General features: G+C 40.3%; 24 protein-coding genes and 2 pseudogenes. 18 read left to right on the forward strand and 8 right to left on the reverse strand.

Translation table 11 applies throughout. The annotated features are described in order from the left end of the window. Positions 1–2: 2 nt before the first annotated feature. From csy3 to IQP38_RS02855, 3 genes are read right to left on the reverse strand one after another with little or no spacing between them, the layout of a single operon-like run. Complete coding sequence (gene csy3 / locus IQP38_RS02845; RefSeq protein ID WP_047102592.1) at positions 3–1,046, reverse strand: type I-F CRISPR-associated protein Csy3; 1,044 nt, start codon at positions 1,044–1,046, stop codon at positions 3–5. Continuing rightward, a complete protein-coding gene (locus IQP38_RS02850; protein WP_193837293.1) occupies positions 1,033–2,955 on the reverse strand; it encodes a type I-F CRISPR-associated protein Csy2 in 1,923 nt (640 codons plus the stop codon). Before IQP38_RS02850 ends, csy3 begins: the two co-directional genes overlap by 14 nt. After that, complete coding sequence (locus IQP38_RS02855) at positions 2,956–4,143, reverse strand: TniQ family protein (RefSeq protein WP_047102594.1); 1,188 nt, start codon at positions 4,141–4,143, stop codon at positions 2,956–2,958. Positions 4,144–4,428: 285 nt separating this feature from the next. On the opposite strand from IQP38_RS02855, the gene IQP38_RS02860 reads away from it, so the two are divergent. From IQP38_RS02860 to IQP38_RS02875, 5 genes and pseudogenes are all read left to right on the forward strand, one after another. Continuing rightward, positions 4,429–4,761: a membrane protein gene (locus IQP38_RS02860; protein WP_047102595.1), complete on the forward strand. Its 333-nt coding sequence runs from the start codon at positions 4,429–4,431 to the stop codon at positions 4,759–4,761. Between the two features lie 8 nt (positions 4,762–4,769). Next, a complete protein-coding gene (locus IQP38_RS02865) occupies positions 4,770–5,093 on the forward strand; it encodes a hypothetical protein (protein WP_228009966.1) in 324 nt (107 codons plus the stop codon). Between the two features lie 30 nt (positions 5,094–5,123). After that, entirely contained in the window at positions 5,124–5,408 is a 285-nt protein-coding gene (locus IQP38_RS26165) for a hypothetical protein (protein ID WP_047102597.1), read from the forward strand. 35 nt (positions 5,409–5,443) lie between these two features. Next, positions 5,444–5,878 carry a potassium channel family protein gene (locus tag IQP38_RS02870; protein ID WP_301572421.1) on the forward strand — a complete coding sequence of 145 codons (435 nt, stop codon included), beginning with the start codon at positions 5,444–5,446 and terminating at the stop codon, positions 5,876–5,878. 143 nt (positions 5,879–6,021) lie between these two features. Continuing rightward, a pseudogene (locus IQP38_RS02875) lies at positions 6,022–7,037 on the forward strand (IS110 family transposase). A gap of 646 nt (positions 7,038–7,683) precedes the next feature. On the opposite strand, the gene ushA reads toward IQP38_RS02875, so the two are convergent. The 3 genes from ushA to IQP38_RS02890 are packed head-to-tail and all read right to left on the reverse strand — an operon-like array spanning position 7,684 to position 11,167. Continuing rightward, complete coding sequence (gene ushA, locus IQP38_RS02880) at positions 7,684–9,255, reverse strand: bifunctional UDP-sugar hydrolase/5'-nucleotidase UshA (protein ID WP_140184410.1); 1,572 nt, start codon at positions 9,253–9,255, stop codon at positions 7,684–7,686. Between the two features lie 2 nt (positions 9,256–9,257). After that, entirely contained in the window at positions 9,258–10,394 is a 1,137-nt protein-coding gene (locus IQP38_RS02885; protein WP_193837294.1) for an esterase-like activity of phytase family protein, read from the reverse strand. Positions 10,395–10,438: 44 nt separating this feature from the next. Next, positions 10,439–11,167, reverse strand: coding sequence for an oligogalacturonate-specific porin KdgM family protein (locus IQP38_RS02890; RefSeq protein WP_140184408.1), 729 nt, complete (start codon positions 11,165–11,167; stop codon positions 10,439–10,441). A 283-nt stretch (positions 11,168–11,450) separates the two neighbouring features. On the opposite strand from IQP38_RS02890, the gene IQP38_RS02895 reads away from it, so the two are divergent. From IQP38_RS02895 to IQP38_RS02940, 10 genes are all read left to right on the forward strand, one after another. After that, the gene (locus tag IQP38_RS02895) at positions 11,451–12,257 is read left to right on the forward strand and encodes an outer membrane protein OmpK (RefSeq protein ID WP_140184384.1); all 807 of its coding nucleotides are present in this window, start codon (positions 11,451–11,453) and stop codon (positions 12,255–12,257) included. A 135-nt stretch (positions 12,258–12,392) separates the two neighbouring features. Continuing rightward, positions 12,393–13,406 carry an IS110 family transposase gene (locus IQP38_RS02900; RefSeq protein WP_193837295.1) on the forward strand — a complete coding sequence of 338 codons (1,014 nt, stop codon included), beginning with the start codon at positions 12,393–12,395 and terminating at the stop codon, positions 13,404–13,406. Positions 13,407–13,817: 411 nt separating this feature from the next. Continuing rightward, complete coding sequence (locus IQP38_RS02905) at positions 13,818–14,561, forward strand: GntR family transcriptional regulator (protein WP_140184386.1); 744 nt, start codon at positions 13,818–13,820, stop codon at positions 14,559–14,561. A gap of 100 nt (positions 14,562–14,661) precedes the next feature. Further along, a complete protein-coding gene (locus tag IQP38_RS02910; protein WP_193837296.1) occupies positions 14,662–15,648 on the forward strand; it encodes a BMP family lipoprotein in 987 nt (328 codons plus the stop codon). Between the two features lie 68 nt (positions 15,649–15,716). Then, positions 15,717–17,249: an ABC transporter ATP-binding protein gene (locus IQP38_RS02915; RefSeq protein ID WP_193837297.1), complete on the forward strand. Its 1,533-nt coding sequence runs from the start codon at positions 15,717–15,719 to the stop codon at positions 17,247–17,249. Beyond that, on the forward strand, positions 17,239–18,372 hold the full coding sequence (locus IQP38_RS02920) for an ABC transporter permease (RefSeq protein WP_193837298.1): 1,134 nt from the start codon (positions 17,239–17,241) through the stop codon (positions 18,370–18,372). The genes IQP38_RS02915 and IQP38_RS02920 overlap by 11 nt, the downstream gene beginning before the upstream one ends. Before the next feature lies 1 nt (position 18,373). After that, positions 18,374–19,369 carry an ABC transporter permease gene (locus tag IQP38_RS02925; RefSeq protein WP_140184390.1) on the forward strand — a complete coding sequence of 332 codons (996 nt, stop codon included), beginning with the start codon at positions 18,374–18,376 and terminating at the stop codon, positions 19,367–19,369. Continuing rightward, on the forward strand, positions 19,369–20,430 hold the full coding sequence (locus tag IQP38_RS02930) for an ADP-ribosylglycohydrolase family protein (protein WP_193837299.1): 1,062 nt from the start codon (positions 19,369–19,371) through the stop codon (positions 20,428–20,430). Before IQP38_RS02925 ends, IQP38_RS02930 begins: the two co-directional genes overlap by 1 nt. Before the next feature lies 1 nt (position 20,431). Further along, on the forward strand, positions 20,432–21,520 hold the full coding sequence (locus tag IQP38_RS02935; RefSeq protein WP_140184392.1) for an SIS domain-containing protein: 1,089 nt from the start codon (positions 20,432–20,434) through the stop codon (positions 21,518–21,520). Positions 21,521–21,529: 9 nt separating this feature from the next. Further along, complete coding sequence (locus IQP38_RS02940) at positions 21,530–22,441, forward strand: carbohydrate kinase family protein (protein WP_140184393.1); 912 nt, start codon at positions 21,530–21,532, stop codon at positions 22,439–22,441. A 421-nt stretch (positions 22,442–22,862) separates the two neighbouring features. Here IQP38_RS02940 and IQP38_RS02945 read toward each other — a convergent pair whose 3' ends face one another. Together IQP38_RS02945 and IQP38_RS02950 are read right to left on the reverse strand one after the other, a co-directional pair. Beyond that, positions 22,863–23,774 carry an alpha/beta hydrolase gene (locus IQP38_RS02945; RefSeq protein WP_054577219.1) on the reverse strand — a complete coding sequence of 304 codons (912 nt, stop codon included), beginning with the start codon at positions 23,772–23,774 and terminating at the stop codon, positions 22,863–22,865. 371 nt (positions 23,775–24,145) lie between these two features. Next, positions 24,146–24,493: a winged helix-turn-helix transcriptional regulator gene (locus tag IQP38_RS02950; RefSeq protein WP_086587258.1), complete on the reverse strand. Its 348-nt coding sequence runs from the start codon at positions 24,491–24,493 to the stop codon at positions 24,146–24,148. Positions 24,494–24,686: 193 nt separating this feature from the next. On the opposite strand from IQP38_RS02950, the gene IQP38_RS02955 reads away from it, so the two are divergent. From IQP38_RS02955 to IQP38_RS02965, 3 genes and pseudogenes are all read left to right on the forward strand, one after another. Further along, on the forward strand, positions 24,687–25,094 hold the full coding sequence (locus tag IQP38_RS02955) for a YybH family protein (RefSeq protein WP_086587259.1): 408 nt from the start codon (positions 24,687–24,689) through the stop codon (positions 25,092–25,094). Between the two features lie 45 nt (positions 25,095–25,139). Continuing rightward, entirely contained in the window at positions 25,140–25,400 is a 261-nt protein-coding gene (locus IQP38_RS02960) for a hypothetical protein (protein WP_086587260.1), read from the forward strand. A gap of 9 nt (positions 25,401–25,409) precedes the next feature. Then, positions 25,410–25,994 (forward strand): annotated as a pseudogene (locus IQP38_RS02965) (IS5 family transposase); the annotation flags it as partial. Positions 25,995–26,055 lie beyond the last annotated feature (61 nt).

Here is a 26,055-nt window from a genome sequence, read left to right on the forward strand (position 1 = left end):
GTTTAGGTTCCTTTCCGTTGAAGTAACCCGCCTTTTATCAAGTTTGCAACGATAAAATGCAGGTCATTAATCATTTCATCTGGCAATACTTCTGTCGCCTGAAGTTGTTCGAGGTATTGATCGGCTTTTTCCAAAAGTGTGAATAAATCTTTCCCAGTGTTTGGGTGACGATAACAATAAACGTCTTCTTTATGTGCACCATAGTGGCTGATACGTATTGGTTTGTCCGCATCCGGATACCAGTCGTCAATCGTGGCTATTGCCGCTCCAGTTTTATAACAACCGAGTATAGGACTACTCTCTCCATCTACGTCAGTGGATTGATAGATGCGGTTTTTTTCACCTTTGACAGAGTCTTTGAATACTTGACTAGGATAAATTGGAGCGTTTGTTCCTAAACGAAATGTAGCGCTGACTTCGAAAATACAGAGCCCATTCGGTTGGGAAAAAGCGTCAGTGATTAACTTGATTAGCTGATCCCAGTCTTTATGATCTCTGAAGTGGTTAGTGCCAGCATAATTTTTTCGGATGTCATGGAATGGGCTAATGGCTTTTTCGTCTTCCCATGGCCATGGTTTTATACCGATTGATGTTGAATATGTACATTCGTTATTTCTCCAAAGCCATCTACCATTACAAATATTCTCGAGGAACCTATTGGCGAGTTCTTCCCAACCCACTTTTTCCTCGTATAGCTTAATCAATTGAACTAGGGTTCGTTTTACTTCTGGATCGGAACACTTAAATGGTTTACGAAGACTCGAAGCAAATGAAACAGAAAATTCGCATTCGATACTCTCGGCTCCGTAAGGTACACAGCAAAAGTCGATTTCGTGCGCGTTGCCATGGGCTAGGGAGTGTGCCGTTGCGTCCATGTCAATTTGGCCATCATCTTTGTATGCAGACTTGGAGCCTTCTTTCATACCTAACGCTACACGGCTAGTGTATGGGAGTGGTGTCTTTCTTCCATCTGGCCAGTTAACAAGGAAAATGACATCAGAAGGTTCAATAGATTTTATATAGGACAAGTTATTAGGAAGTTTCATCGGATATGCTCCTGGGAAGTAAAATCGGACCTTGCTTCGAATAGTGATATTGCCAAAAGTATTGGTTGGGATTTGTATTTTTACTTATTGCTAAAAGTTTTATGATACCAAGTATGGTTTCGACGAAAGCATGTTTGTACCCGTGTAGTGAGCCACGTTTTTCACATGGGGTTTCTAATAGTTGATAACCAATGCAGCTGACGGTTTGTAATCTGTTATTTTTTAACTCGTCAATCACATCTTGAATACTGTTTAAGGTCACTTCGTTATTTAGGCTAAGCCATCTACCTGTTTCAACAGGTATCGCTTTGATTGCATCAGCCAAACTCAAACATCGGCCTAAGTGTTTTATATCGGATATGGAAACTGTCACTTTCCCTCTTGCTATTCTTCCCGGTAATAAGCGTATGAAATCGCGAGGTATTAGCTGAGAATAATGACTGCAACGAAGAATCAGGCTTACTGCAACGTCACACTGCCAATCGTCTCGTGTTGCAGGTGCTGTAATTTGTCCTTTTGTGTTTGGTACCCATTCTCTTGTTAATCCGCGGTTTTCCACATGAATGTTGTGAATGCATACGGCGAAACTTTCAATTTTAAAGTTAGGATTAGCTGTTTGTACATTTCTCTGGAAAGCGTGTACGAATCCATAAAACGCCATCATAGAAGGTATTCCAATACTCACAGACGTATTCATGGCTGATGCACCAGAGATTCTAAGATTTGGTAGCAGCAAGTATTTGTCGTCATTTCCCTCGCATTTTGGAGCATCTTGAGGCGGTGAATGAATGATTGAACCTATACAGTTGTAGATCAGCTGAGTTAGCAGGGGATCATAAGCATAGCGATTTGCAAACTTGGTTTTGGCTAAATCGACATTGAAGCGTTCTGTTAATTTCCTTATATCTAACTTTTCTTCGTGCGTGGGAGTGGTACGCAGCCATTGGGAAAGCATTATTTTAATGTCTTCAATGATTGATTTTTTTCTAAGTGCCAGTTTATTTGGTGATATTACCCATACGGAAGACTCTGTGTAGTCTCGTATAGCTCTGACTGAGCGCTTTGTAAGCCAATTTACGGAGTCTAAGTGGTGATGTTGGTACTTTTCTATCGGAGGCAAAGAGCGGATCATTTTGAATTTCCCTCCGCAACTCATTGCCAGAGTTCCCATGTTTGTCGCTCGGCTAAATAGAGTAATAGCAGAAAATCGATAGTGCTCACTCAATACTTGATAGCAATCTTCTTGCATTGATTGAGAAACCACAGGTGATAAAGAAATATATGAGTCTTCGTCGTTCGGAAGAGAAATCTGTGCCAAATAATTTCTAACTAGCGAAGTATTAATTTCCAACGGAGGAATAAGTGCTAGCTCCTTTGATATGTATTTGGCTGTTTTAACGTAACATCCGAGTTTTCTTAGAACATTCCAGAGCGGATGTTCAAGCTCTGTGAGCAACTGACCTAAGCAATGAACGTCACCATTCCATATAAATTCACTCGTTAAAAAACAGGATTTATTCACTTGGCTAGAGTCATTGGCATAAGCCCAGCTATTTTGGGGTAATTTACTAGAAGAAAGCATAAAAGGTGGCAAATGCCCGACTGGTGCGGCACGAATTACGCCATTTGCTCTAATGTCAGGAAACTTTGGGTTATGACTTTGGCGATATTTAACGGTTCTCAAGCAGTTGGCCCACCATTTTTCGTCTCTAAGCTTGTCTTTACATTTCTTTCTATCAAGTAGGTCTTTTTGTTCGATGACTCTATCTGTTAGGTTCACTAGTATGGTTAGCGCTTCAATGGAAGTATCTGATATGTCAACGGGTGCGGAGAGTGGTCTAAAGGCTCTGCGCAAATCTTTATTAAGGTCGTCTGTTTTGTTATCTAATATTTCTGCCAGTGTTGTCATTCACCACCTCGACAGGTAAAAAGAGCGATTGAACTCATCAGATTGAAATTCTGAAAGCCAAAGACAATAAACATCACCCAAGTAAAAAGCGTATTCAGTAACGATGAGTATCTCTCGTTTTCCAAGTTGACGATTTGGGGTGAGTAGGCCTTGCTCAATCATTGATGTCACTTGCTCTCGAGAACAGTTCAGCAATACACATATCTCGAGCATATTCATTCGAAGGTTCGCCAGTTTACCGTTGTCGTCCCATAAGTGTGTTTCTATATACTGAAACATCTCTCTTAATATGATATTCGAACGAAAGTTACGGTCAGGAAGCTGAATTGAGCTAAACAGAATCTTCCCTAGAATGTCTTTCATTCTTAAATCGTTTTTACTAAGAACGCAGTATTCGAAATTGAAATCTATTTCTTTTCCAATCAACTTGTGAAAGGAGTTTGGCCAATGTTCCCAAAAGGCTAAGAATTCACCATTGTTTCGAGTTTTACATGAGCTTGATATTTGAGACCACCAATGCATGAACCCCCATCTATAACTAAGAGGGACATCTGGCAATGGTTTTACATCATCTCCTGCTAACCAAGATGCTATCCTGGTCGCTTTAGGCTCGTGGTTTTCTTGAGATGCGGATATATTTTCCCCACATTCAGTACATACACCTGATAATCCCGCATACCGGTAATCATAAATTGCCCCGCAACTACAGCGTTCTATTAACTTAACGTCATGTTCATGACAATATTCATACCCTGAAAAATGCCAGCGGTAACTCGCATATCCGTGTTCACCTAGACAACAGGGACAACATGGAATCGCCCCCTTACGTAGAAGAGAGCGTGGAATGACTTCTGCACCACGGATTAACGCGGTTGTTGACGGAGAAAACTGCATTTGGTTTCTGTTTAACGCGATACCGAGTAAATCTACAGGTTCGTTAAATGTTAACTGACTGAGGTGATGTAATGCGTGTGTTCGCGAGATTGAATGTTTCTTGGAGGAGTACGGGTTGATGCGACAGATATCGGTGGGAAATGTCTGGAACTTTCTTGGATCTATATCTAAAAGATAACGCTTAACGGCTACTAAAAACCGATTAACATCACTATAACCATTTTTGTTTGCAACACGAATAAAAAAGCTTTCAAGGCTTTCGTCTGGATAAGGTTTTGGACGTTGTAAAAGCATCACTTGAACCAATAAAGTTATTCAATTTTACTATAGCTCAAAAATAGGATTATGAGATATTTTTATCATATTTTATTAGGTTAGTTGAATAACCACCAACTTGATAGGCACCTCTTGTTTAAAGAGTTTAGTGGGACGGAGAGGTGTACCGTCTGCTGAGTAGTGACGTTGAGTTTGAGCCTGGGCCTTTATTCTATTTAGACGTTATCGGAGCCGTTTCTCTGCAAAACAGCCTCTAGTGATGCGAATATTTGCGATAATCTAATCATATTTTGATTTGAATAGGTGTTGTATTCGAATCAAGCAGTCAAAGGTGCACTAAACAATGAGCGCTTCTTACCACGCTTTGGACATATGGCTGAGTGCTTTGCGCTGCTTTTATTGATTGTTGCAGGTGAAGGCTTCTTTAAGCCTGTTATCACCCTTGCGGAAAAAGGTATTGATGATGTGGTTGGCGACGTACTTGTTAACTACGCGTTTGGCGGCCTATCAATTTTCGTTTTGTGCTGGATATATTTTGACTTTGTAGGCAATAGTAAGCCACTCGGCAACGCGCCTAACACATTCATCAAGTGGACGATCTCTCATCTGCTGTTGATGCTGTCGCTGTCACGATAGGCGTCGCATTGTCAGCAGAGGTCAAAATAGGTTTTATGGAACAATACCCGTTCAAATATGCATTGATAGGCTGTTTGGGCTTAGCAACTTACCTGTATTGTTTACTTAAGATTCAACATGTTATCGAGATTCATACCGCCCACCGATTTGCCACTGCGAACGTTAGCTATTTCGGTATCACGCTTTGCTTCTTGACTCTGATTATCGTGCCATTTGTTCCTTCAATTGTAGTTAACGTTGTATGGGGAGCGGCGTTGTTCTCTCAGATCTTGCTCCTTGTGAGAACTGCATTTAAGGTTCTGAATCGTGAGGCGAAGCAAGCACTCGATTAAGCGTTTTCGTCTTCAAGGTAGTTCTGCTAAATGTTTCAATGGATTGCTACTATGTATCGACCCAAAGTGCCGGAACACATTACCAACTTTCAACTGGCAGTATTAGTTTTATCTGTATTTGTTGTTTCCCTAGCAATTGTACTTGTCTTTAACTTGCCATCTGACGTCCTGCAGATTCTGATCTATGTAGATACATTTATTTGCGCGATCTTCATTATTGACTTTGTTCAGCAATATAGAGCTGCGCCGTCCAAGCTTGAGTATATGAAATGGGGCTGGCTTGACCTTATTTCTTGTATCCCATTGATGGAGTGAATCAATTTGCACGTTTAATTAGAGTTTTTCATTTGGTGCGTGCGATCAAGTCTATCTCAATGATTTCTCATGCAATCAATGAAAACAAGACTTCGACGTCACTGCACTTTATGGTGGTGACCTCCCTAATGATGATGCTGTTTGGTTCGATTTACATCCTTTATCTCGAGAAGGATATGCCGGGTACCAATATTCATAACGCCGGTGATGCGCTTTGGTGGACATTCGTCACTATTACAACGGTTGGTTACGGTGACTTTTTCCCGGTGACATTGGAAGGGCGTATTGTTGCCATTATCTTAATCACCACCGGTGTTGGTATGTTTGGTAGCTTTACTGCTGTTCTGGCCTCGTGGACCTCTAACGAGCGCAAGATGGAGGTCCAGATCTTAGAAGAGGTGCATGATCTCAGGGTAGAGGTTCATGAGTTGAAATCAATATTAAAACTGCAAGCTGAAAGAAATGGGTAGTCTGCTATCTTGCGATTAGACTTGCCATACTTGTAATTATTCATGAGTTTTTAATATTCAATTTTTCGTAACTCATTAATAAGATGGTACGCCCCACACCTGCACTACACTCAGCTATGTCGCTGAATATGGGAGGTGCCATTATGTCGGCAATCAAAGTTATTGGAATCGATTTAGGTAAGTCTGCTTTTCATCTAGTTGGCCACGATTATAGTGGTCGTGAACAATATCGGCATAAATTATCTAGACGTAAATTACTACAGTTTATCTCTGTGCATGAACCAACATTGATTGCAATGGAGGCTTGCTGTGGTGCTCACTGGCTTGCAAGAAAATGCCAAGAATATGGGCATCAAGTTAAGCTGATTCCCCCTCAATATGTTAAGCCATATGTGAAGAGTCATAAGAATGATTTTATTGATGCAGATGCTATAGCCGAAGCTGCGACCAGACCAAGAATGCGCTTTGTTTCACCGAAAACTGAACAAGCACAATTAGGAGTAGTTATTCGTAGGATTAGAACAGGCTATATTCGAGAGCTAACAGCAACGATGAACCGTATTGGTTCTATCCTTACTGAATTTGGCTTCAGCTGTCCACGCGGGCATGCGAATATGAAGCGTCTTTTTCAATGGTTGGCAGATACAGGGCAGCCAGTTCCTTCTTTACTTGTCTTTGAGTTACGAGATCAGCTTAATCATAACATGATCTTAATGACAAAATTAAAGAGCAAGATAAGAAGCTGGAAACTCTTAATCGTGACAATGAGTTATTTACCATATTACAAACCGTACCAGGCATTGGACCTCTGACAGCTTCTTGCTGCCTGTCTTCCGTCTCCGACCCTAAAGACTCTTCCAATGGCCGTAACTTTGCAGCTTGGCTAGGGTTAGTACCATTTCAATATTCGATAGGTGGAAAGCCAAGAATGCTAGGGATATCCAAGCGAGGTAACAAAGAACTTCGTGAGCTTTTTATCCATGCAGCTAGGGCTGTTTTATGGCGAGATGAAACTGCTCAGAGATACTTTGGCTCGTGGCTTACAGACTTAAAACTTCGAAAGCCTTTTAATGTTGCTTTAGTAGCTTTAGCCAATAAGTTAGCGAGGATAGCTTGGTCTGTTATGGCTACGAAGAAACCATTTGAAATAAGAGTATAAATCAAGTTTGCATATGAAAATGAAAGATGACAAAACGGTTAGACCATCAGATTGAAGACCTTGTGGACAGAACAGCGACATAGAACGCTTTCTCATTTTTGAGGACAATTTGGCGCGGATCTCATCGTAGAGCTGGGGCTATGTAGCATGTAGGTGTCCCCAATTAGACTCTGAATACATTAGCGCAAACCAACTCCGTTATTTGAATTTTTCAATTGCAAAACGGGACGTACCATACATTTGTCCAAAGGTGTGCCGGCGGGGCATAAAACACGAAAATGCCCCAAAGTGTGCCAGCATATTCGAAACTCTCACCAGTCAAAGTGAACATTTGACTAAAATTTTCTAATGCTTTATTTCGTAAAAAGTATGTCATTAGATCTCGTGTTTTAATTCGGCTACGTTCCTCTGTTAACTACTGCTAAAGGTGGATAACACGCTGATGCATATTATAATAAGTGTTTAAATAGAAACGCTTGTATGATTAGTAAGACAATGATTTTTAAGAGTTAAGTATCTTAGCAAGAGATAAAGGGAATGCAGTCTTTAAATCAACTTTTGTAAGAATAACGATAGGAGATATAAATACGCGATCACTGATCAAGTGTAGTGACCTTACGCTTGTGGACCGCGTATTAGCAGGTGGTTATTTCTGAATCAAAAACTCTTTCAATACATCAGCATCAACATATCCGGTATCGATGAAGCTTGGGTGGGAATCCAACTTAGGATAGTTGTCTCCCCCTCGTGATGCATAGCTTGGGAGAGATAGCTTATAGGTTTTTGAATTGACGATATCTTTGCCGTTAATTTGGATAGTGCCATCAGCTATTGTTAGGTTGCTACTGTGTTGTACATAGCCGCCTGAACCTGGTGTCTTAGCTAATACATCAGCTAAATAGGCTTGTAGCTCTTGCCCAGTTAGCTCTACTGTTACAACCGTGTTTCCCCAAGGCAGTACTTTAAGCACATCACGATAGGTGACTTCGCCTGCTTCAATGCTGTCTCGCACGCCTCCAGAGTTCATTATCGCCAGAGATGCATTAGTTTTCACCATCATGGAATCAGAAATCGCTTGACCTAAATTTGTTTGGTGATAACGAACTTGATCTCTATCACCAATAAGTCTGGCGGTTGAATCAGCCACTTTATAGTTGATCAGGCTATTGCCTTTATCAAAGTACGGCTTTAGTAGTTCCTCTGTTTCTACATCTTGTGGGATTTCTTCTTCATAAAGGACATATTCACTCTTTCCATCAACCTTTACTTTGTGCTTTAAGTTAATAGGAATTAAACGATAACTTGTTAAATTAACGCTATCTCCTTTAATCACGAAATCAGCACGTCCTACGAATCGTCCCCATTCTTGAGCTTGCATGATCCAAACATCGTTCTTTTTATCTGGCCAACATTCATCTCCAGGTTTAAAGCTATCTTTCTTCATGAGATCAATTGAATAGCACACAACATTTTGGGAGTGCCCCCCAATGATTGCGTCTACGGTGCCTGGTGGCAAACTTTGTGCTAACTTAACATCACCGTAAGCATTAGACCCATGGTTACCGTTCTCATAATGACCCATATGGGTTAAGCCAATGACGACATCTGGCGATGACTTGTCTAATTCACTTTTAATATTCAGAAATTCATCTGCTGGATCCGTCATGCTATACATATTTTGTAATGATGACGAACCAACTCTGAGTGTATCGGTTGTCGTTAGCCCTACAACAGCTACTTTTAAATGATCAAAGTTAAAAAGTTTATAGGGAGCAAAAAGGCGAGCGTTTGTTTTCTTATCGTAAATGTTTGCAGAAAGGAATGGCACTTGAGACCAGATCTGCTGCATTCTCATGACGCCATATGGCACATCAAATTCATGATTGCCTACTGCCATGGCGTCATAACCTAATTGCTTCATTCCTAGAAAATCTGGTTTTGCATGTTGCATATCAGATTCAGGTACGCCAGTGTTGATATCCCCACCAGATAGCAGGAGAACTTCTCCACCATTGGACTTTACTTCTGCTCTGATCGAGTCTATTAAAGATTTTCGTGCAGCCATGCCTAATTGGCTATTATTATCTTTCCAAAAACGTCCATGATGGTCATTTGTATGAAGGATAGTCAGGTGCTTTTCTTGAATCTGTTCTGCGAAAGAAATCCCGGAATATAACAGTCCAAAGCAACTTAAAGCAGCGAGTAATTTAGGTGTCATAATTAGTCCTCCAACCCAGTCAGTGACATCAGCACTAATTGAGTTTTTTGGTGAGGTTGAAAGTTATTATCTGCGGCAAACAATAGAGTGTCTTTGCCGTTAACTTTTGGTCCGAACGCTAACCCTTCATAATTCTGTTGGCTTTCAACAAAATCACCAAAGTTGAAAACAAGCTCTTTGCTAGCTGGAGTGATTGGATTTGGCGCATCTTTAGCACTAATGTTTTGAGTACCTAAGATATTCGTTGCTTTTGACAAGTCAGCTTTAAAAACATTAACGTCGAAATTGAAGCAGCAGAATCCTTCTTTAACGGCATAACCGTTACGTTCAACAACGAGTAACTTATTATTGTTGATCGCTAAAATTTCTGAGATACCATTGTCATGGATGCCGAAGTCGCTTTGAACATTAATGCGGTCAACGATATAGGTATATTCAGAAACTAGCTTCAAGTTGGAATTTTTATCAACAGCGAATTTTAAAATTCGGGCTGCTGATGGTATTTCTGTTGTGGAAACCGAGCCGTCTTGTGCGAGAGCCGACTCTGTAGCGACAAATAGTGTACTACCATCTGGCGATAGGCTCATTCCTTCAAATGATTGGTTTTTGCGGAGACCTGAAGTTTTACCATCACCTAGAAAATAACTAGGAAGTAGTGAACTGAAGTCTTTAATAAATTTTCCATTGGTATCGGTGTTGATCAAAGTATGGCTACCTTCAGAACCCCACACTAGGCTACCATTTGGTAGTAATACTATGGATTCTGGGTCTTTCTCATTCGCGCCATAAGGAGTATTTTTGTCGTTCTTTAAGATGACTGTCTCGTTGATACGAATAGAAGAATAATCCTTTGAGAAAGAGCCTTTGTAGAAACGACTTAATCCTTCATCGGGTCTAGAGCGAGAGTCGGTCAAGGCGATAAAATCAGTAGGAGATGTCATGACAATATCTGAAACCCCGCCAATCTCTTTGGTTTTTATATCTGCCTCTGAAGTACCTTTTACTGTGTGGTTGTCTAAAAGTGTACCTGTGGGTAAGTCATAAGTATGTAGCAAAGAGACTTCAGTAGTAGCTAAGGCATTAACAGAATAAAAACTTGAGCCGATGGCGAGAGGGTAGAGTATGTGAGAAAATTTCATAAAATCTTCCTTTTAGAATACGATTTATTAGACTTAAAGTTAAATTACCAAGAATAAGTTAGGCCTACACGGTAGCGGAGTTGGCGCTCATCTGTTGTTTTGCTTGCTCGTTTATCGGCTAAACGGAAGTACGGCTCCCAAGAACCAAGTTTGTAGCCAACTTTGAGATCAAGTGCATAGTCTTTTTTACCATTGTTCCAAGTGATGTAATCGTTGTCGTAGTAAACACCATTAAAAGTAAAACGTAGATCTGTACCTTCAGGGTTATATTTTAACCACACATCGTATCGTTCGTTGTTACGATCCGTATTGCCGTATGCTTTTGAATCACTTGTTGCTTTATCCATGTCATAGCGGTATCGGCCAGACAAACGCCACTCTCTAGAAAAATCGTAACCTACAGTCATACCGAATTCGTAAGTTGACCACCATTTGCTGCTGTCTAACCAAAACATTGGCTCTAGCCAAAATTTCTTATCATCTAGAGGCTTGAATTTGTAGACGATACTGAGGCCCATACCGTTATTGGTAAAGCTAGAAGGGTCCCAAGCGTTCTCTTCACCTTCATTCGTTGCGTATCGAAGTTCACCCAAAACGCCGATGCCATTACTAAAAAAATTTCCCATCATAACTCGGTCGTAATGTTTGGCATCTTTATCTAAATATTCGTGACGATAGTCGATGAAACCATGAGGCCAACCATCAGCAGTTGCAAAAGAACTCACTGCGGTTGCACTCAGGGCTAAGAAAGACACTGCTAAATTGCGATTCATAGAACACTCCTTGATTGTATTTTTTGTTTCTTGGTATTGGTTCGGACCAATTTTCATTATAGATTGTTATCTTTTATTAGAGATAAAATCAATATTGTTTATGAAACCTGTACGAAAAGTGTGATTTTGCTCATTAAGTGAGCATTTTTCATTTTAAACTAATTAAAGTTTGTCTTGTTTGGGGGTTGAATACGATCGTTGTCAAAAATTTGTATCTTCAAAGTTGTCATTAAAATTTTTTGTGAAATTATTAAAGGTACGTACCAATATAGTGAGACGAAAAATGAAAAAAAATCTACTTTTAGCTACTTCTATTGCTTTGGGTTGCGCTATGCCCGCTATGGCTGCTGATTATTCTGATGGCATCTATAAAAATGATCACCGCTGGTTCAAGTTCAACTACATGTATGCGAACAATGAACTGCCTGGCGAATCAAATCATGATTACATTGAACTTGAGTTTGGAGGTAAGTCAGGGATCTTTGATGTTTATGGTTACTTAGACTTGTTTAATCCGTTTGATAAGAAGAGTAGCGATAAGTACAACGAAGAAAAAATGTTTGTAAAAATCGCACCTCGTATGTCAATCGATGGGTTAATTGGTAAAGATTTGTCAGTTGGTCCAATTAAAGAGTTTTTTGTTGCAACAGAGCTATCATCTGGTGGTGGCGGTCATGCCGTTGGCTATTCACCGTATGGTGGATTAGTTGGTTTAGGTGCTGATATTGAAGTGCCATTCATGGGCGTCATGGGGTGGGCGCTACAAGCCAAGTATGATATCAACACACGTGATTTTAATGGTTATCAAATTGGTACTGCATGGTTTAATCCACTAGTGCATTTTGATAATGGTTCTTTCATCGCTTACCAAGGTTATGGTGATTTTTCGTTTGGTATGGATGACAGCGATTCTGCAAATAACTCAGCGACCAGTGCTTCTATGTTCAACGGTATTTACTGGCATAATAACAAATTGTCAGTTGGTTATGGTCTGAAGTTGTTTAAAGATATGTATGGATTAAAAGATGGTGGCTTCGCTGGTAAAACTACAGGATTCGGTCACTACTTTAGCGTGGGTTACAACTTCTAATTTTTAAACCGTTTACTCTCAAAGCAATGCAGCCCTTTAAGTTAAATCTTAAGGGGCTTAATTATATGGTCCGCCTCACTCTCAAGCTCTTAAGCTCTTAAGCTTAGAGTAGGCTCTCAGAATGAGGTGAACCATATGTCTTCTATTCATATTTTAGGTATCGACCTAGGTAAACATTGCTTCCATGCTATCGCACATAACCGTTGTGGCGTGGAGGTGTTTCGTCGTAAATTTAATCGCAACCAACTCTTAATCTTTCTTAGTAAAATAGAACCAACAACTATTGCTTTCGAAGCTTGTGGCGGTGCTTATTGGCTTGCTCGAAAGTGTGGTGAACTTGGTCATCAGCCCCGACTTATTCCTCCTCAGTATGTTAAGCCTTATGTCAAAGGCAATAAAAACGATTTCATCGATGCTTCAGCGATCGCAGAGGCTGCGAGTCGACCGACCATGAGGTTTGTAGCTGTAAAAAGTGAAGAGGCTCAAGTCATCGCAGCGATTCATCGAGTCAGAGATAGTTATATCAAGGAGAGAACTGCCACTATGTCGCGGATCGGAGCGATCTTACTTGAGTTCGGCCTTAGCTTTCCCAAAGGGCATGCAAAGATGAAGTCTCTGTTTCAATGGTTAGCAGAACAAACAGTATCACTACCAAAAAGCTTGCTATGTGAATTGACATCTATCCACGAACATTACAAGTACCTTAATGAACAAATCAAAACTCAAGATAACAAGCTTCAAACTATTGTTAATAACAATGAAAGTGCTCAATTATTAAAAACTATCCCTGGGATTGGCGATCTTACCTCCACATTATGTATTGCCGATGTAAGCTCTCCGAGTAACTTTACCAATGGCCGTGAGATGGCGGCTTGGTTGGGGCTTGTGCCAAGGCAATTCTCAACGGGAGGAAAGACCAAGCTACTTGGTATGAGTAAACGAGGAAATAAACACCTCAGAACTCTGTTTGTCCACGGGACAAGAGCTGTACTCTCTAGACTAGAGACAACAGGGAAAGTGTTTGGAGAGTGGCTTGTGAACCTACGAGCCACCAAACCATTTAATGTAGTGGTAGTCGCATTAGCCAACAAGCTAGTGAGGATAGCTTGGGCGGTGTTATACCACCGCCAAGCTTTTAAGGCTGTTTAGCTATAACCAAGTTTGCAACGCCAATGAACGTGATGACAAAAACGGTCAATCGGCCAGATTAAGAACCTGACACAAAAAATAGCAATCAATGCTTTGGGCTTTTTAAGGATAATCTGGCGCGGATATCATCGTGGAGCTGGGAAGCTAGTGCTCCCAACAAGGACTCCGAATACATTAGCGCAAACCAACTCCGTTACTACTTAATTGTAGTTGCAATTACGGGGCGGACCATACATTTTTTGTGTGCTTTATCTGCTGTGTTCTTCGCTTCCACCATTTGTGTGATCTAGTTAAAGAAATAAGCTATCCGACAATAAAGCGTTTGATTGGTACGTACCATTTGATGTATTTTGGTTTTATCAACTGACCTTAGTTACAATATGCTCCTAATTTATGGAGGAGACCAAAGACATGTCAGAAAGTGGAAAAGTGGCGAAGTATGTTTTATTAGCCCAAACGCTCAAGCGTAAGATAGATGAGGAAGAGTGGGTTGAAGGAAGCGCTATTCCTACTGAGCGTGATATTAGCGAAAATTTTGACGTGAGCCGTTCCACCGTGCGTAAAGCGATTTTGCTGATGACGGAGGAAGGTTACTTAAGAAGTGAGCATGGAAGTGGCACCTTTGTGATGCCTCGAATGACAAGAGAGCACCTATATTCGCTGCATAGCTTTAGTGATGACATATCTTCGAAAGGAGAGATCCCAAATCAACAAATTTTGGAAATGGTTGTAGTAAGCCCGACTGACTTCTTAAGAGAAAAATTGGGTTTGCAGGCTGGCAGTTCAAAAGTGCAAAAAATTAAGAGATTGCGTTTTTCCGGTACTACTCCAATCGGTATCCATACTGCGTTTTTGCCTTTAGGAGATATGAAAGCTTTAACCCAAGAAGAACTGCTAGATTCAAAAAGTCTATACCGACTAATTAAGTCAAAATGGAACTTAAAACCGGTTGAAGCCGTGGAATCAATTAGTGCTCGGCTACCATCACCTACTGAATGCAGTTTATTAGAAATACCAGCAAACGAAGCATTGATAACTTGTTGCCGCATAACATTTTCGTCGAAATATAAACCGATGGAATATGTTGAAATGGTTTATCCATCAAGTAGATATAACTACAAAATTAGAATAAACCGAAGTTCATTCCAATCGTAACAAAAACTTCTGAATGGAGAATATTATTATGTTCAAACTCAACGCTTATACCAAGTTCATCGGTGGTGCCGTACTTGCGTGTGGTCTTTCATCTGGCGCAATGGCTAAGGATTTTAGTGCTGTTTACTTTGTTCATGGAACGCTAGGTGACAAGTCTTTCATGGATTCAGCCCAGCGTGGTATGGATATTGTGAAGAAAGAACTGGGTGTCAAAACGAAAACGGTTGAAGCTGGCTTAGACAGCACACAGTGGGAAAGCTCCTTCCGCGACATCGTTGAGTTTGAAGATTATGACGTTTATATCGCTGTAACCTATCCAATGGCTTCGATCGTTCAAGAGCTTGCACAAGAATATCCAGAGAAAAAATTCGTTCTCGTTGATGCGACTGTTAACTACGATGCATGTTCTAACAAATGTGACAACGTATATTCATTACTGTTCAAACAAAATGAAGCATCATACTTAGCAGGTGCTTATGCGGCAGAAATGACAAAATCAGATGTAAGTCTGATGAACAAAAAGTCTAAAGTTGTAGGTATTGTCGGTGGACAAGAAGTTCCTGTAATTAAAGATTTTGTCGTCGGTTTTGAACAAGGCGCGAAAGAGATAGATCCAGAAACGAAAATTTTAGTGCAATACGCAAACAGTTGGACAGACCCAGCTAAAGGAAAAGAAATTGCTAAGGCACTATATGGTCAAGGAGCGGATATTGTGTTCTCTGTTGCAGGTGGTACTGGTCAAGGTGTGTTTGAAGCTGCGGCAGAAAGTAATAAATATGCGATTGGCGTTGATGCCGACCAGTCTCAGCTACTTCAAGAATCAAACCTTAAACAAGCAAGTTTAATTTTGACGTCTGTATTGAAAAATGTAGATGCTGGTCTGTCTTTTGCCTTAAACAAAGCATATGAAGGTAAACTTCAATACGGTATCGCAGAATATGTTGGTGTGAAAGAAGGCTCTGTTGGATTGGCTAAAAATAACGTTTATAAGCAAGCAACTCCAAAAGATATTCAAGTCAAAATTGATGCAATAGAAAATGATATTATCAACGGGAAAATAAAAATCAATTCTGCATTTAAACACTAAATTTTAAATACATATTAATAATAAAACCTAATAGCCACAGTACTGTGGCTATTGAATCGGTACGCCTTATGAATGATTTTTTAATAGTAGATAATATATCTAAAACGTATGAAAACGGTGTGGTTGCGAACTTAGATATTAGTTTTACCGTAGCACAGGGTGAAATGCATGCTATCTGTGGAGAAAACGGCGCTGGTAAAAGTACACTAATGAAAATGCTGTACGGCATGATTAAGCCAAGTAGCGGTTCTATATACTACAGAGGCAATAAACTAGATTTAAATGGTCCTAAAGAAGCAATTGAATTTGGTATTGGAATGGTTCACCAAGAGTTCATGCTTATTCCATCATTCACTGTTGCTGAAAATATTACGCTAGGTAACGATATTTTAAATGGCAACTTACTAGATAAAGAAGCTGCTATTGAAGTAACCAAGCGTCTTTCTGAAAAATATAATTTCCAAGTTGACGCTGAAGCTACGGTGGAATCTATCCCTGTAGGGATGAGACAGCGTGTGGAAATATTAAAAGCACTCTATCGCGGTGCTGACTTACTTATCCTCGATGAACCTACTGCTGTACTTACACCTCAAGAGAGTGAAGAACTATTTGCTTCGTTAAAGCAGCTTACTAGAGAGCAAGGAAAGTCGATTATCTTTATTACTCATAAACTTAAAGAAGTGACCTTCGCGTCTGACAGAATTACAGTTATCCAACATGGGCGAGTTACTGGTGGTTACGACACGAAAGACGTTAACGAAGAACAAATCGCGGCTAAAATGGTCGGTCGAGAGATCGTAACGCAATATGATAGACCTGCTGTTAAACGAGGTGCTAAAGCACTTGAAATTAAAAAACTAAATTATACCGACTCCGCAGGAATCCCAAGACTAAAAGGCTTAAATCTAGACCTTTATGAGGGCGAGATTTTAGGTATCGCAGGTGTTGAGGGTAATGGTCAAACTGAACTAGCTCAAACCATTGTAGGTTTAAGCCGAGCAAACTCAGGTTCTATCAAGTTTTATAACCAAGAAGTTTTAGGACTTACACCAAGACAAGTTCGAGACTTAGGTATCGCACATGTTTCAGAAGACCGCAAAGGTGATGGCACTGCGGGTGACGCTTCTATCCGAGACAACATTATCATTGATAGATTTCATCACAGAGCATTTGGCAAATTAGGTTTAATTAACATGAAATTTGCCAGAACTCACATAGATGAATTAATAAAAAGATTTGATATCAGATGCCACAGTCAAGAAACAGCAATCGGCTCTCTTTCTGGCGGTAACATGCAGAAAGTTGTTATTGCACGTGAAATATCTTCTGATCCAAAAGTACTCATTGCTGCTCAACCAACACGTGGCGTAGATATTGGTGCTTCGGAATTAATTCGAACTGAATTGTTGAAACTAAGATCAGAAAAAAAAGCCGTTCTTTTATTTTCTGCCGACCTTGATGAAATACTCTCTATTTCAGACAGAATAGCTGTTGTTTACAAAGGTGAAATTGTGGCTGTTCTTGATAATAAAAATATAGATGAAAAAGATTTAGGTCTTTATATGCTTGGTTTAAAAAAGGATACATCTAATGAATATTAAGTGTGTATTTGAAAACAAAGTGATTAGAGAACTATCCAGAATATTTACCGTAGTATTCGCAGCAATATTAATCGGTTTTATTATTACTCTATTTATTAGCGAAGATGCCTTCGGTGCGTTCAAAATTTTATTGACTGGTCCTTTCCCTAAAATTTCATTTGCTGATGGTGCGTTGCACTTAAAAGGAATGAGTCGTACGGGATCTTGGTTGATTGACTTCACGACATTAACACTACTTGGGCTTTCTGTTTGCTTAGCTTTTAGAGCACAGCAGTTCAGTATGGGGGCGGAAGGTCAATTATTCCTTGGTGCTTTGGTGTCGGCTTGTGTGGCTATTTATATTGATGGTCCAAGTTTTTTTGTTATTCCATTAGCTTTGGTCGCAGCAGCAACAGTTGGGTTTCTTTGGGGACTAATACCTGGATACCTAAAAGCGTACTTGAATGCTAACGAAATCGTAAGTACGTTGATGTTAAATGCCATTGCTGTGCAGCTATATAGATATGTCCTCGTGTATTACATGAACGACCCAAGTGCAGGTTATATCGCTTCTCAGACTATACCAGAAGCTGCGAGATTATCTTATATCTTGGATGGTACTCGCCTAACGTCGATGTTTTATATCATGGTTGCTGCTGTAGCATTTGTGATTTTGCTTGTATATCGCTCTAAGTTTGGATACCAGCTAAACATCATCGGTATTAATGAGCGTTTCGCTAAATATGGTGGTATTGCTACTAAGCGTATCGTCATGCTTACGTTTGCTGTTAGTGGTGTATTTGCTGGATTAGCTGGCGCTCACATGGCATTGGGTGTTACGAGTCGATTGAATTTGTATCTTGCTCCTGGCATTGGTTTTGAAGGTATTGTTGTGGCTTTACTTGCTCGTAATGACCCTCGTCTTATTCCACTTTGCGCACTGCTTTATAGTTATCTACGTGTTGGCTCTCAAATCATGGAGCGAAGCACAGACGTGCCACGTGAAATTGTTTTGATTATTCAGGCATTAATTATTCTTTTTGTCATGGTTGAACATATTAAGCCGTTTGCAATTCGTCTATTAAATAAAGTTAAGAGTAATAAATTAAAAGTAATTGCTCAATTTGAAAATAAAGGGGTTTAATATGTTTGAATTAGCATTTGAAGCCATATTCTCGTTTGCATTTTTAGCTGCAACATTAAGAGCAGCAACACCACTTATTTTAGCTACCATGGGTGGGTTAATCACTGAACTTTGTGGCGTAATTAATATTGCTTTAGAAGGACTGATGCTTATCGCCGCGTTTTTCGGGGTTTTGTTTGGCGCATACTTCATGGTGTGGTTTCCAGAACTTACATGGTTTGCTCCTTGGTTTGGTATGCTTTGTGGTTTGCTTTCGTCAATAGTTTTAGCTTGGGTATTAGCATTCTTTCACCTTGAGTTGGGAGGCAACTTAATCCTATCTGGTATTGGTATTAATGTTTTGGCAGGTGGTGTGACTGTATTCCTTATGTTTATTTTAACTGGGGATAAAGGTTCTACAAGTACATTAATTAGCCCAGTACTTCCGTTATTGGAAATCCCGGTTATTAACCATATCCCACTATTAGGTGATTTACTGAATTCTGATACAGGTGAAGGCTATAACGTAATTACTTATTTGGCATTCGCTAGCGTAATTGGTGTGAACATTCTTTTATACAAAACCCGCTTAGGTAAAAACTTACGTGCAGTGGGTGAGAATGAAGAAGCTGCTCGTTCAGTGGGTATTGATGTAAAACGAGTAAAGTATAAGTCCATTCTATTAAGCGGTTTGTTCGCTGGACTTGGTGGTATTTATCTCAGCATGGGTTACTTATCGTTCTTCCAAGCCAATATGACCAATGGTCGTGGGTTTATCGCTCTTGCAGCTATCTATTTAGGCGCTAAACATCCGATAGGAGCTATGTTAGCAGCATTACTGTTTGGTGCGAGCGCAGCATTAGAACCTCGACTCGCTCTATTTGAAATTCCAAGTGAAATTGTCGCGATGATCCCTGCGATCGTTACGATTAGCGCCTTAATTATCCACAGTCTTCATAACAAAAGAAAACAACAAAAACTTGCACAAAAAATCCATAATTTAGAAGGAACAGTTTGATGTCTAAAGAGAAAATTATTTTTAACAAAATTAAAGGTTCATTAGCTGCTGCGGGTATGGGTGACGCTCTGGGTGCGCCAACAGAGCTATATTCAATTGATGAAATCTTAACTAAATATGATGGATTGCTAGAGAAATTCGTAGAGCCACCAAAAGATACATTTGCTGGTGATTTAAATGGCGTTAAAGGACTTATTACGGATGATGCTAGCCAAATGTATGTTTTAGCGGAAGGTATCATCAAAGCAGGCAGAGATAATTTCACGAATAAAGATTGGGTAGACTGCTTACTACGTTGGGCTGACATGCAACCTTATGCGAACTACAAAGGTCCAACGACAGAACTTATCGTTAAGGCGCTAAAAGAAGGTACTCCAACCAATATGATTGGTCGAATTGGTACTTCAGAACGTCAAGCACCACAAGTTGGCGTTACTAATGGTGCGGGCATGAGAGTTGCACCTGCTGGTTTAGTTTATCCTGGCAACATTGAGGCTGCATGTGAACTGGCGCTTAAAACCTGTCTTCCTTCACATGATACAAATATTGCAATTGCATCAGCATGTGCGATTGCCGCTGCTGTGTCTGAAGCGATGACTGAGAATGCGACAATTGCATCTATTCTGGACGCTTCGCTAAAAGGCGCTCGTATCGGCGAAGAATTGGCTAAAAAACATGCTCGTGTCGTTGCAGGTCCAAGTATTGAAATGAAGATTCAGCTTGCAATCGATATCGCAAGACAATGTACCGATACAGTTGAATTCTTGCGAAAAATCGAGGGTTATGTAGGTAACTCGGTTACTGCCCATGAATCTATTCCTTGTGCTATGGGGATCTTTGCCTTTACTAAAGGCGATGTAATGAAGGGGGTTATTGCATCAGCTAACGTTGGTAACGATACAGATAGTATCGCAACGATGGTGGGTTCAATTGCTGGTGCTTTACATGGCTTTGATGCTTTACCTGTAGATATGTATCAGGAGTGGTTAGAGGTAAATAATAAAGATTTCGACATCGAAGGTATTGCTACAGGCTTAACTGAAATCGTAGTCGGAGCATAGAGTGAAAGACTTATGGTTAAATGAGAAAGAGGCAATTATGCCTCTTTCTGCTACGAAACATGAGATTGACGGTATACCTGTCGCGATTCGAGATACTGTTTCGAATTTAACGCAAATACGCACAGTTAGTTTTGCCCTAGAGGGTATAAAGAAAATCATACTTATTGGAAGCGGCGAATCATACATTGTTGCTAAAATGGCTCAAGCTTCAGCGAACTTGCATAGTGGGATCACTGTAGAAGCAGTACAGTCTTATGATTTTGTTGCGTATGAAGAATATCAAGCGGCGAACTCCGAAACACTTGTCATCGCTATCACTTCTAGTGGTAGATATTCACAAGTAATCATTGCTCTAGAAAAGGCGATTATCAACGGATTTAAAACAATTGCATTAGTTAACGATGCGGCTAAATGGTCTCGCCCTATCCGCCCTACATATATCATCTCAACGTTAGCTAGTAAGCGTGGTATGCCTACCCAAAGTACGGTCTGCTCTTTCATTGCATTATTAAATCTAATTTCGTTTCTAGATAACAGAAATGGTCTTACAAAAGAGTTTGTATTGGAGTTAGTGGATACGCCGAAAATTATCGAAAGGGTTCTTTCTAGGACAGAAGCTTTCTTCAATGAAGAACTCATTGATTTAATGATTCACGCGGCTGGGTGGACATGCTTAGGTACTGGCTATAGCTCGTATATAGCAGAAACTATGGCTAATTTATTGGCATGTGGTCCAATGATTGAGGCGAATGCAATGCCAACTGAAGAGTATCACCACTCTTTGCGTATGTTTTTACCTCAGCGCGGAAAGTTATTCTTTATCTTTGATGAGGATTCACAAGCTACTGAGCTTACACGCTCAACAATAACAGACTTACTTAATGTTGGCGCAAAGGTATTGCTTATCCATCAATATGAAATTGATGAAGCTTTCTTAGACTCTAATAATTTCATCAGCTTTAACTACCGTACAGAAGAGTCTTTCAGTAAAGAACATACAAGCATTGAATTAATGTCTATTGCACAGATGATAGCTTTTCTTATGGCGAAAAAAGCCGTTGCGAATGGCTTGGTTCGCGCACAAATTTGAGGGAAACCTATGAAACGATATGATGTATTAGCGGTAGGCGATGCAAATGTTGATATGACATTGAAAGTTGATCGTTTACCTAAACAAGATGACAAAGTTTTAGGTATTAAAATTGCGGAGCAAGTTGGGGGGACTGTCGCAAATAGCGCATGCGTCTGCGGTTCTCTTGGCCTAAAAACAGCAACCTTAGCGCGAGTAGCGGACGATAAACATGGCATCAAAGTCTTAGATGAATATGTTAAGTACAATGTTGACTTGAAGTTTGTGCTTCAACCGAAGGGCTATGAACAGAGCACTGCAATTATCATGCTTGATGACTCTGGTGAGAAATCATTGATATTTGTACCTTCAAGCAGCTATGAATTTATTGAAGAACTAGTGGTAGTCGCAGTTGCTAGCAGTCGATACCTTTACACTATGCCTGGAAATTTAGAAAAGTTTAAAGAGCTGGCGAAAATTGCAAAAAATAGCTCTACAAAGGTAGTTGTTGATATTGAACCTACCATAGTCAATGATGATGGCGATTTAAACATAATTTTAACGGGTGCCGACTTAGTTTACTTCAATCAAGATGGTTTTAAGAAAGCGACGGGGCAAGACGCTTCTAAAGATGCCTTGATGTCGATGGTGGAAAGCTATCAACTTGATGGTGTAGTTGTCACGCTAGGTAAGGATGGTGCTATTGCTTTTGTAAATGGTGAGTATGATTCCTACCCAGGTTTTAATGTGCCAGTAGTAGATACAACTGGTGCAGGGGATACATTTAACGCTTCCTTTTTATATACCCAAATAAATAAGATGCCACTGCGTTCAGGACTTGAGTTTGCGTGTGCTGCTGCTGCAATCAGCGTTGGCTCTGTCGGTCCGAAAGGAAACGTTCCTACTTTAGAAAAAGTGGCTGAGTTCCTTACGTCAAATTGATAATTCAAAATATTTGTAGTAGGTGCTGTCTATTATACCTAAATTGGCATTTGCCAAGGTCATTCGGGGGAGTGACCTTTTTTGTTGAGGTACGTTTTAAGATGTATTTGCACCAGTCAGTTTTCTTTAAAGGGGCAAATTTGCACATAAACGGTACTCACTTAAAAGCTCTACTTTTTACTGACAGATTCATCGTTCCATAGTTTTTCTAATCTGAATGTCACAACTTCAGATGCTGAATCTAAAACACTTTTGTCCAGCTTCGAGCTAGCTACCTCTGGCTAGTTCAACTCGCACCAAAGCTTGTTGCACTTCGATTACGTTTCCGATAGTCAGCTAGTTTTGATATGCAAAAGTAATGTGTGGCAAAACGCAAGACCTTACCCCATTTCTTTTCCATTTCTTTTTCTTCCTGTGCTAACTAAGTTCGTTCTAACCATGCTCGAATCTGTTTGATAACGGCTGGTATCTCACTTTCTCCTCGCTGGTTTTGAAAAGCGTGATCCAAACCAGCGAGTAACACAAACGACACGTTCGAACGCGACTGCATCAGTTGCTCTGCTTGTCGTTTCGCCTGATCAGGTGAAACGTTAATGTCTCGCTCCGACTGCAAAATGAGAATGTCGGCACTGACCCGTTCAAGTATCGTCCTTTGGTCTAACGTCAGCATCTCTTTCCACCAAGCAAAACCATGGGAGCTCATATTGATGTCCATTGTTTCAGCGCTTACCACGGCTTGCTGAAAACCCAAGAAACCATTTTTTGCTTCTATCAAGGCTTCCGATGGCATAGTTTGCTCCATATTATAGAGAACATCATCAACGAAGAAGCGCCCACCAGCGTTCAAAGACACTAAGCTATCAACCGATGGAACTTGTGACGCGACCATGGCGGCAACTACGGCCCCTTCACTCCCGCCAAGTACAATAATGTGCTCATAATTACTCTCGAGTCTTTCGATCACTTGTCGGTAGTCTGCCGTGCGCTGTGTCGGTGAATCCTTTTGAATGTACGCTGTCGGGCAATCAGGGCTATCGCCATCGGGATTCCACCTGATCGCTTGGTTTAGCCCGTATTTCTCTACCGTGAGTAAATCAGCCTCTGGCGCCGTTTGAGAAAATAGGTCATTAATCGTCGTGCTGTGGGAGACGCTATTGCAATCAGAGCCTTGCATGATAACCAACAAGGTATTACTCGGATTTTCCGCCGTTTTGGTGAGGTAATAAATTAACGATGAGCCATCTTGCCGCTCGATACTATGGATAGTAGAAGACGCTTTGGCGACGCCAACAATAAGTAGCGGTATTACTAGAATTATCCGAATCAGGCCCATTTCAATCCCTTAAAATTAATATATAAGTTAAAATTTTCACCTTTTGAGCACCGCGAATCGGTAAAGTTCATTGTGCCTTTAAGATTCTGAATGGAGTGGTGACCTAAAGCTTAACCAGCGTTGTTGTCCAAGGACGTTCTGAAGCCAATCTCGGCAAACACGACTCTGCCCCAAAACTATTTATCTTTTGTTCACTTACATTCTATTAGTGTGTACTAGTCTTACTAAAAGTTATCCGAATGGCAAAAAGGAGCAAGTCTGAACTCCTTTATTTAAAATCCAACTCTTAGTTGAGGGTAACGCTGAATGAGAAAAGAATCGTTCAAGTAGTAATAGCGCCAAAAGATAGAGGATGGGTATTCAACACCTAATTACCTCGAATCCCAGTCGTCCGCTTTTTGCACAATAAAATTAACTATTTGTGCAAACTCTTTTCCTTTATGTGTTAAGCCATAGTTTACAGTCACTGGTATAGTATCTTCTTGCCTACGCCATACAAAGCCATACTGTTGAAGCAGCTTCAAACGTTCTGTGAGCACTTTACTTGAAACCAACGCTAACTGTTTGCGAATTTGTCCAAAACGCATTTCATCACTTTGACCCAAAAGCCAGACGATATGAGCTGTCCACTTCGTGGATATCAAAGTTAAATACTTATCCACGCTACAGTAGTCATTGGGCTGTACTTGATGACCCACTACCTTTTTCGTCACTTTCATAAATAATCCATACTGCTCTTATGCATTAGTGATCAGTCTAATGTTCAAGCTTACCACAAACCATTAGTTACCTTTGTGTAACTAGTTACTTTTTAGTAGCTAATTTTAATTAGTAACCAAGTTCATTATTGTTATCAAACCAGCAACGCACCAGTTGGGTTTACATTGGCACAGTAATAATCAAGGACTAATTATGCGATTTATTTTACTTTTTCTCCCTATTTTCTCATTTGGCCTACAAGCTACGGAATATGTCAAGCCTCAAACACCTGGAGAGCTTCACGCTCTTTTTGGACAGTATTTTGCCCAGCACGATTTAGAAGGTTTGAGCACTCTCTTTGATAAAGATGCAGTACTCGTCCTCGATAAAGAGGGTAATCAAGCCAAAGGTCATGACGAAATAAAAGAGGTATTAAAAACATTCATGCAAGGTGATGTGGAAATAGTGACAAAAAGTGTATCTATCCACATTAATAATGACGTTGCCATGATTCGCACGGAGTGGGAGATATCAAATGCTATGACAGGAACAGCTCTTGAAGTTATGCGCTATGTAGATGGTGGCTGGGTTTACATTATAGATAACCCCAACGGATTTTAGTTTAGAAATTAGGCGAATTTAAACAAATAAAATAGGTAACAACTTATGAAAGCAGTGCAATTAAAAGCATTTGGTGGCATCGAAAACCTAGTTACTAGTGAAGTAGAAAAACCAACCATTACTTCAACACAAATTCTAATTAATACACTTTTTTACGACACTCATACAAAGAGCATTATCGGCTTCTACTTAGGATTCGAGCCACCAAGCTACCTCTTGGTCTCATTAGCACTTGAAAAAGCTTTGTTGCTGAAATTGAATGAGCTAAATCAGAATCTTACGATCAGATCAGGGACATTCACTTAATTTAATTTCATGCAAATCCCTCGCTATAAAACCACTAACTGGCGCAAGTACAATAACTCACTCATCACCCGAGGTTTACTCACGTTTTGGATTGATGAAGAAGCGATAACTGAGTGGAAACAACCTTAGCAGGATGGGCGTGGTAGACCACGATTGTTTAGTGACCTAGCTATCACAACTGCTTTCATGATAAGCGCATTTTTTCCTTACATTTAAGGGGGTTGCAAGGCTTTATCGACTCCGTTTTTAGATCGGCGAATGTTCCATTGGTTGGTCCCCACTATACTTGCATAAGTCGCCGATCTAACGATGTTGAGGCTTGCTTTAAAACCTCTACACGAGACACTATTCAGCACCTAGCCATTGATGCAACTGGACTCAAGGTATATGGTGAGGGCGAATGGAAAGTGAAAAAGCAGAAACCGATGGTAAGCGTAGAGTCTGGCGTAAACTCCATCTTGCTGTTGATTCCTATACTCATGAAATTATCGCAGCGGAGCTGACATTATAAGGTGTGACAGATGCGGAAGTACTCCCCAATCTACTCAAACACGCAGAGTCATCAAGGCGATCTCGGGAGATGGTGCATGCGATTTAGCTAGCGTACGCTCATAAACTAAATTCAGCAACAAAGCCTGTAAATTGTGCGGTTCAT

Origin of the sequence: Vibrio sp. OPT41, from assembly GCF_015163595.1 — a bacterium.
Taxonomy (GTDB): Bacteria; Pseudomonadota; Gammaproteobacteria; order Enterobacterales; family Vibrionaceae; genus Vibrio; species Vibrio alginolyticus.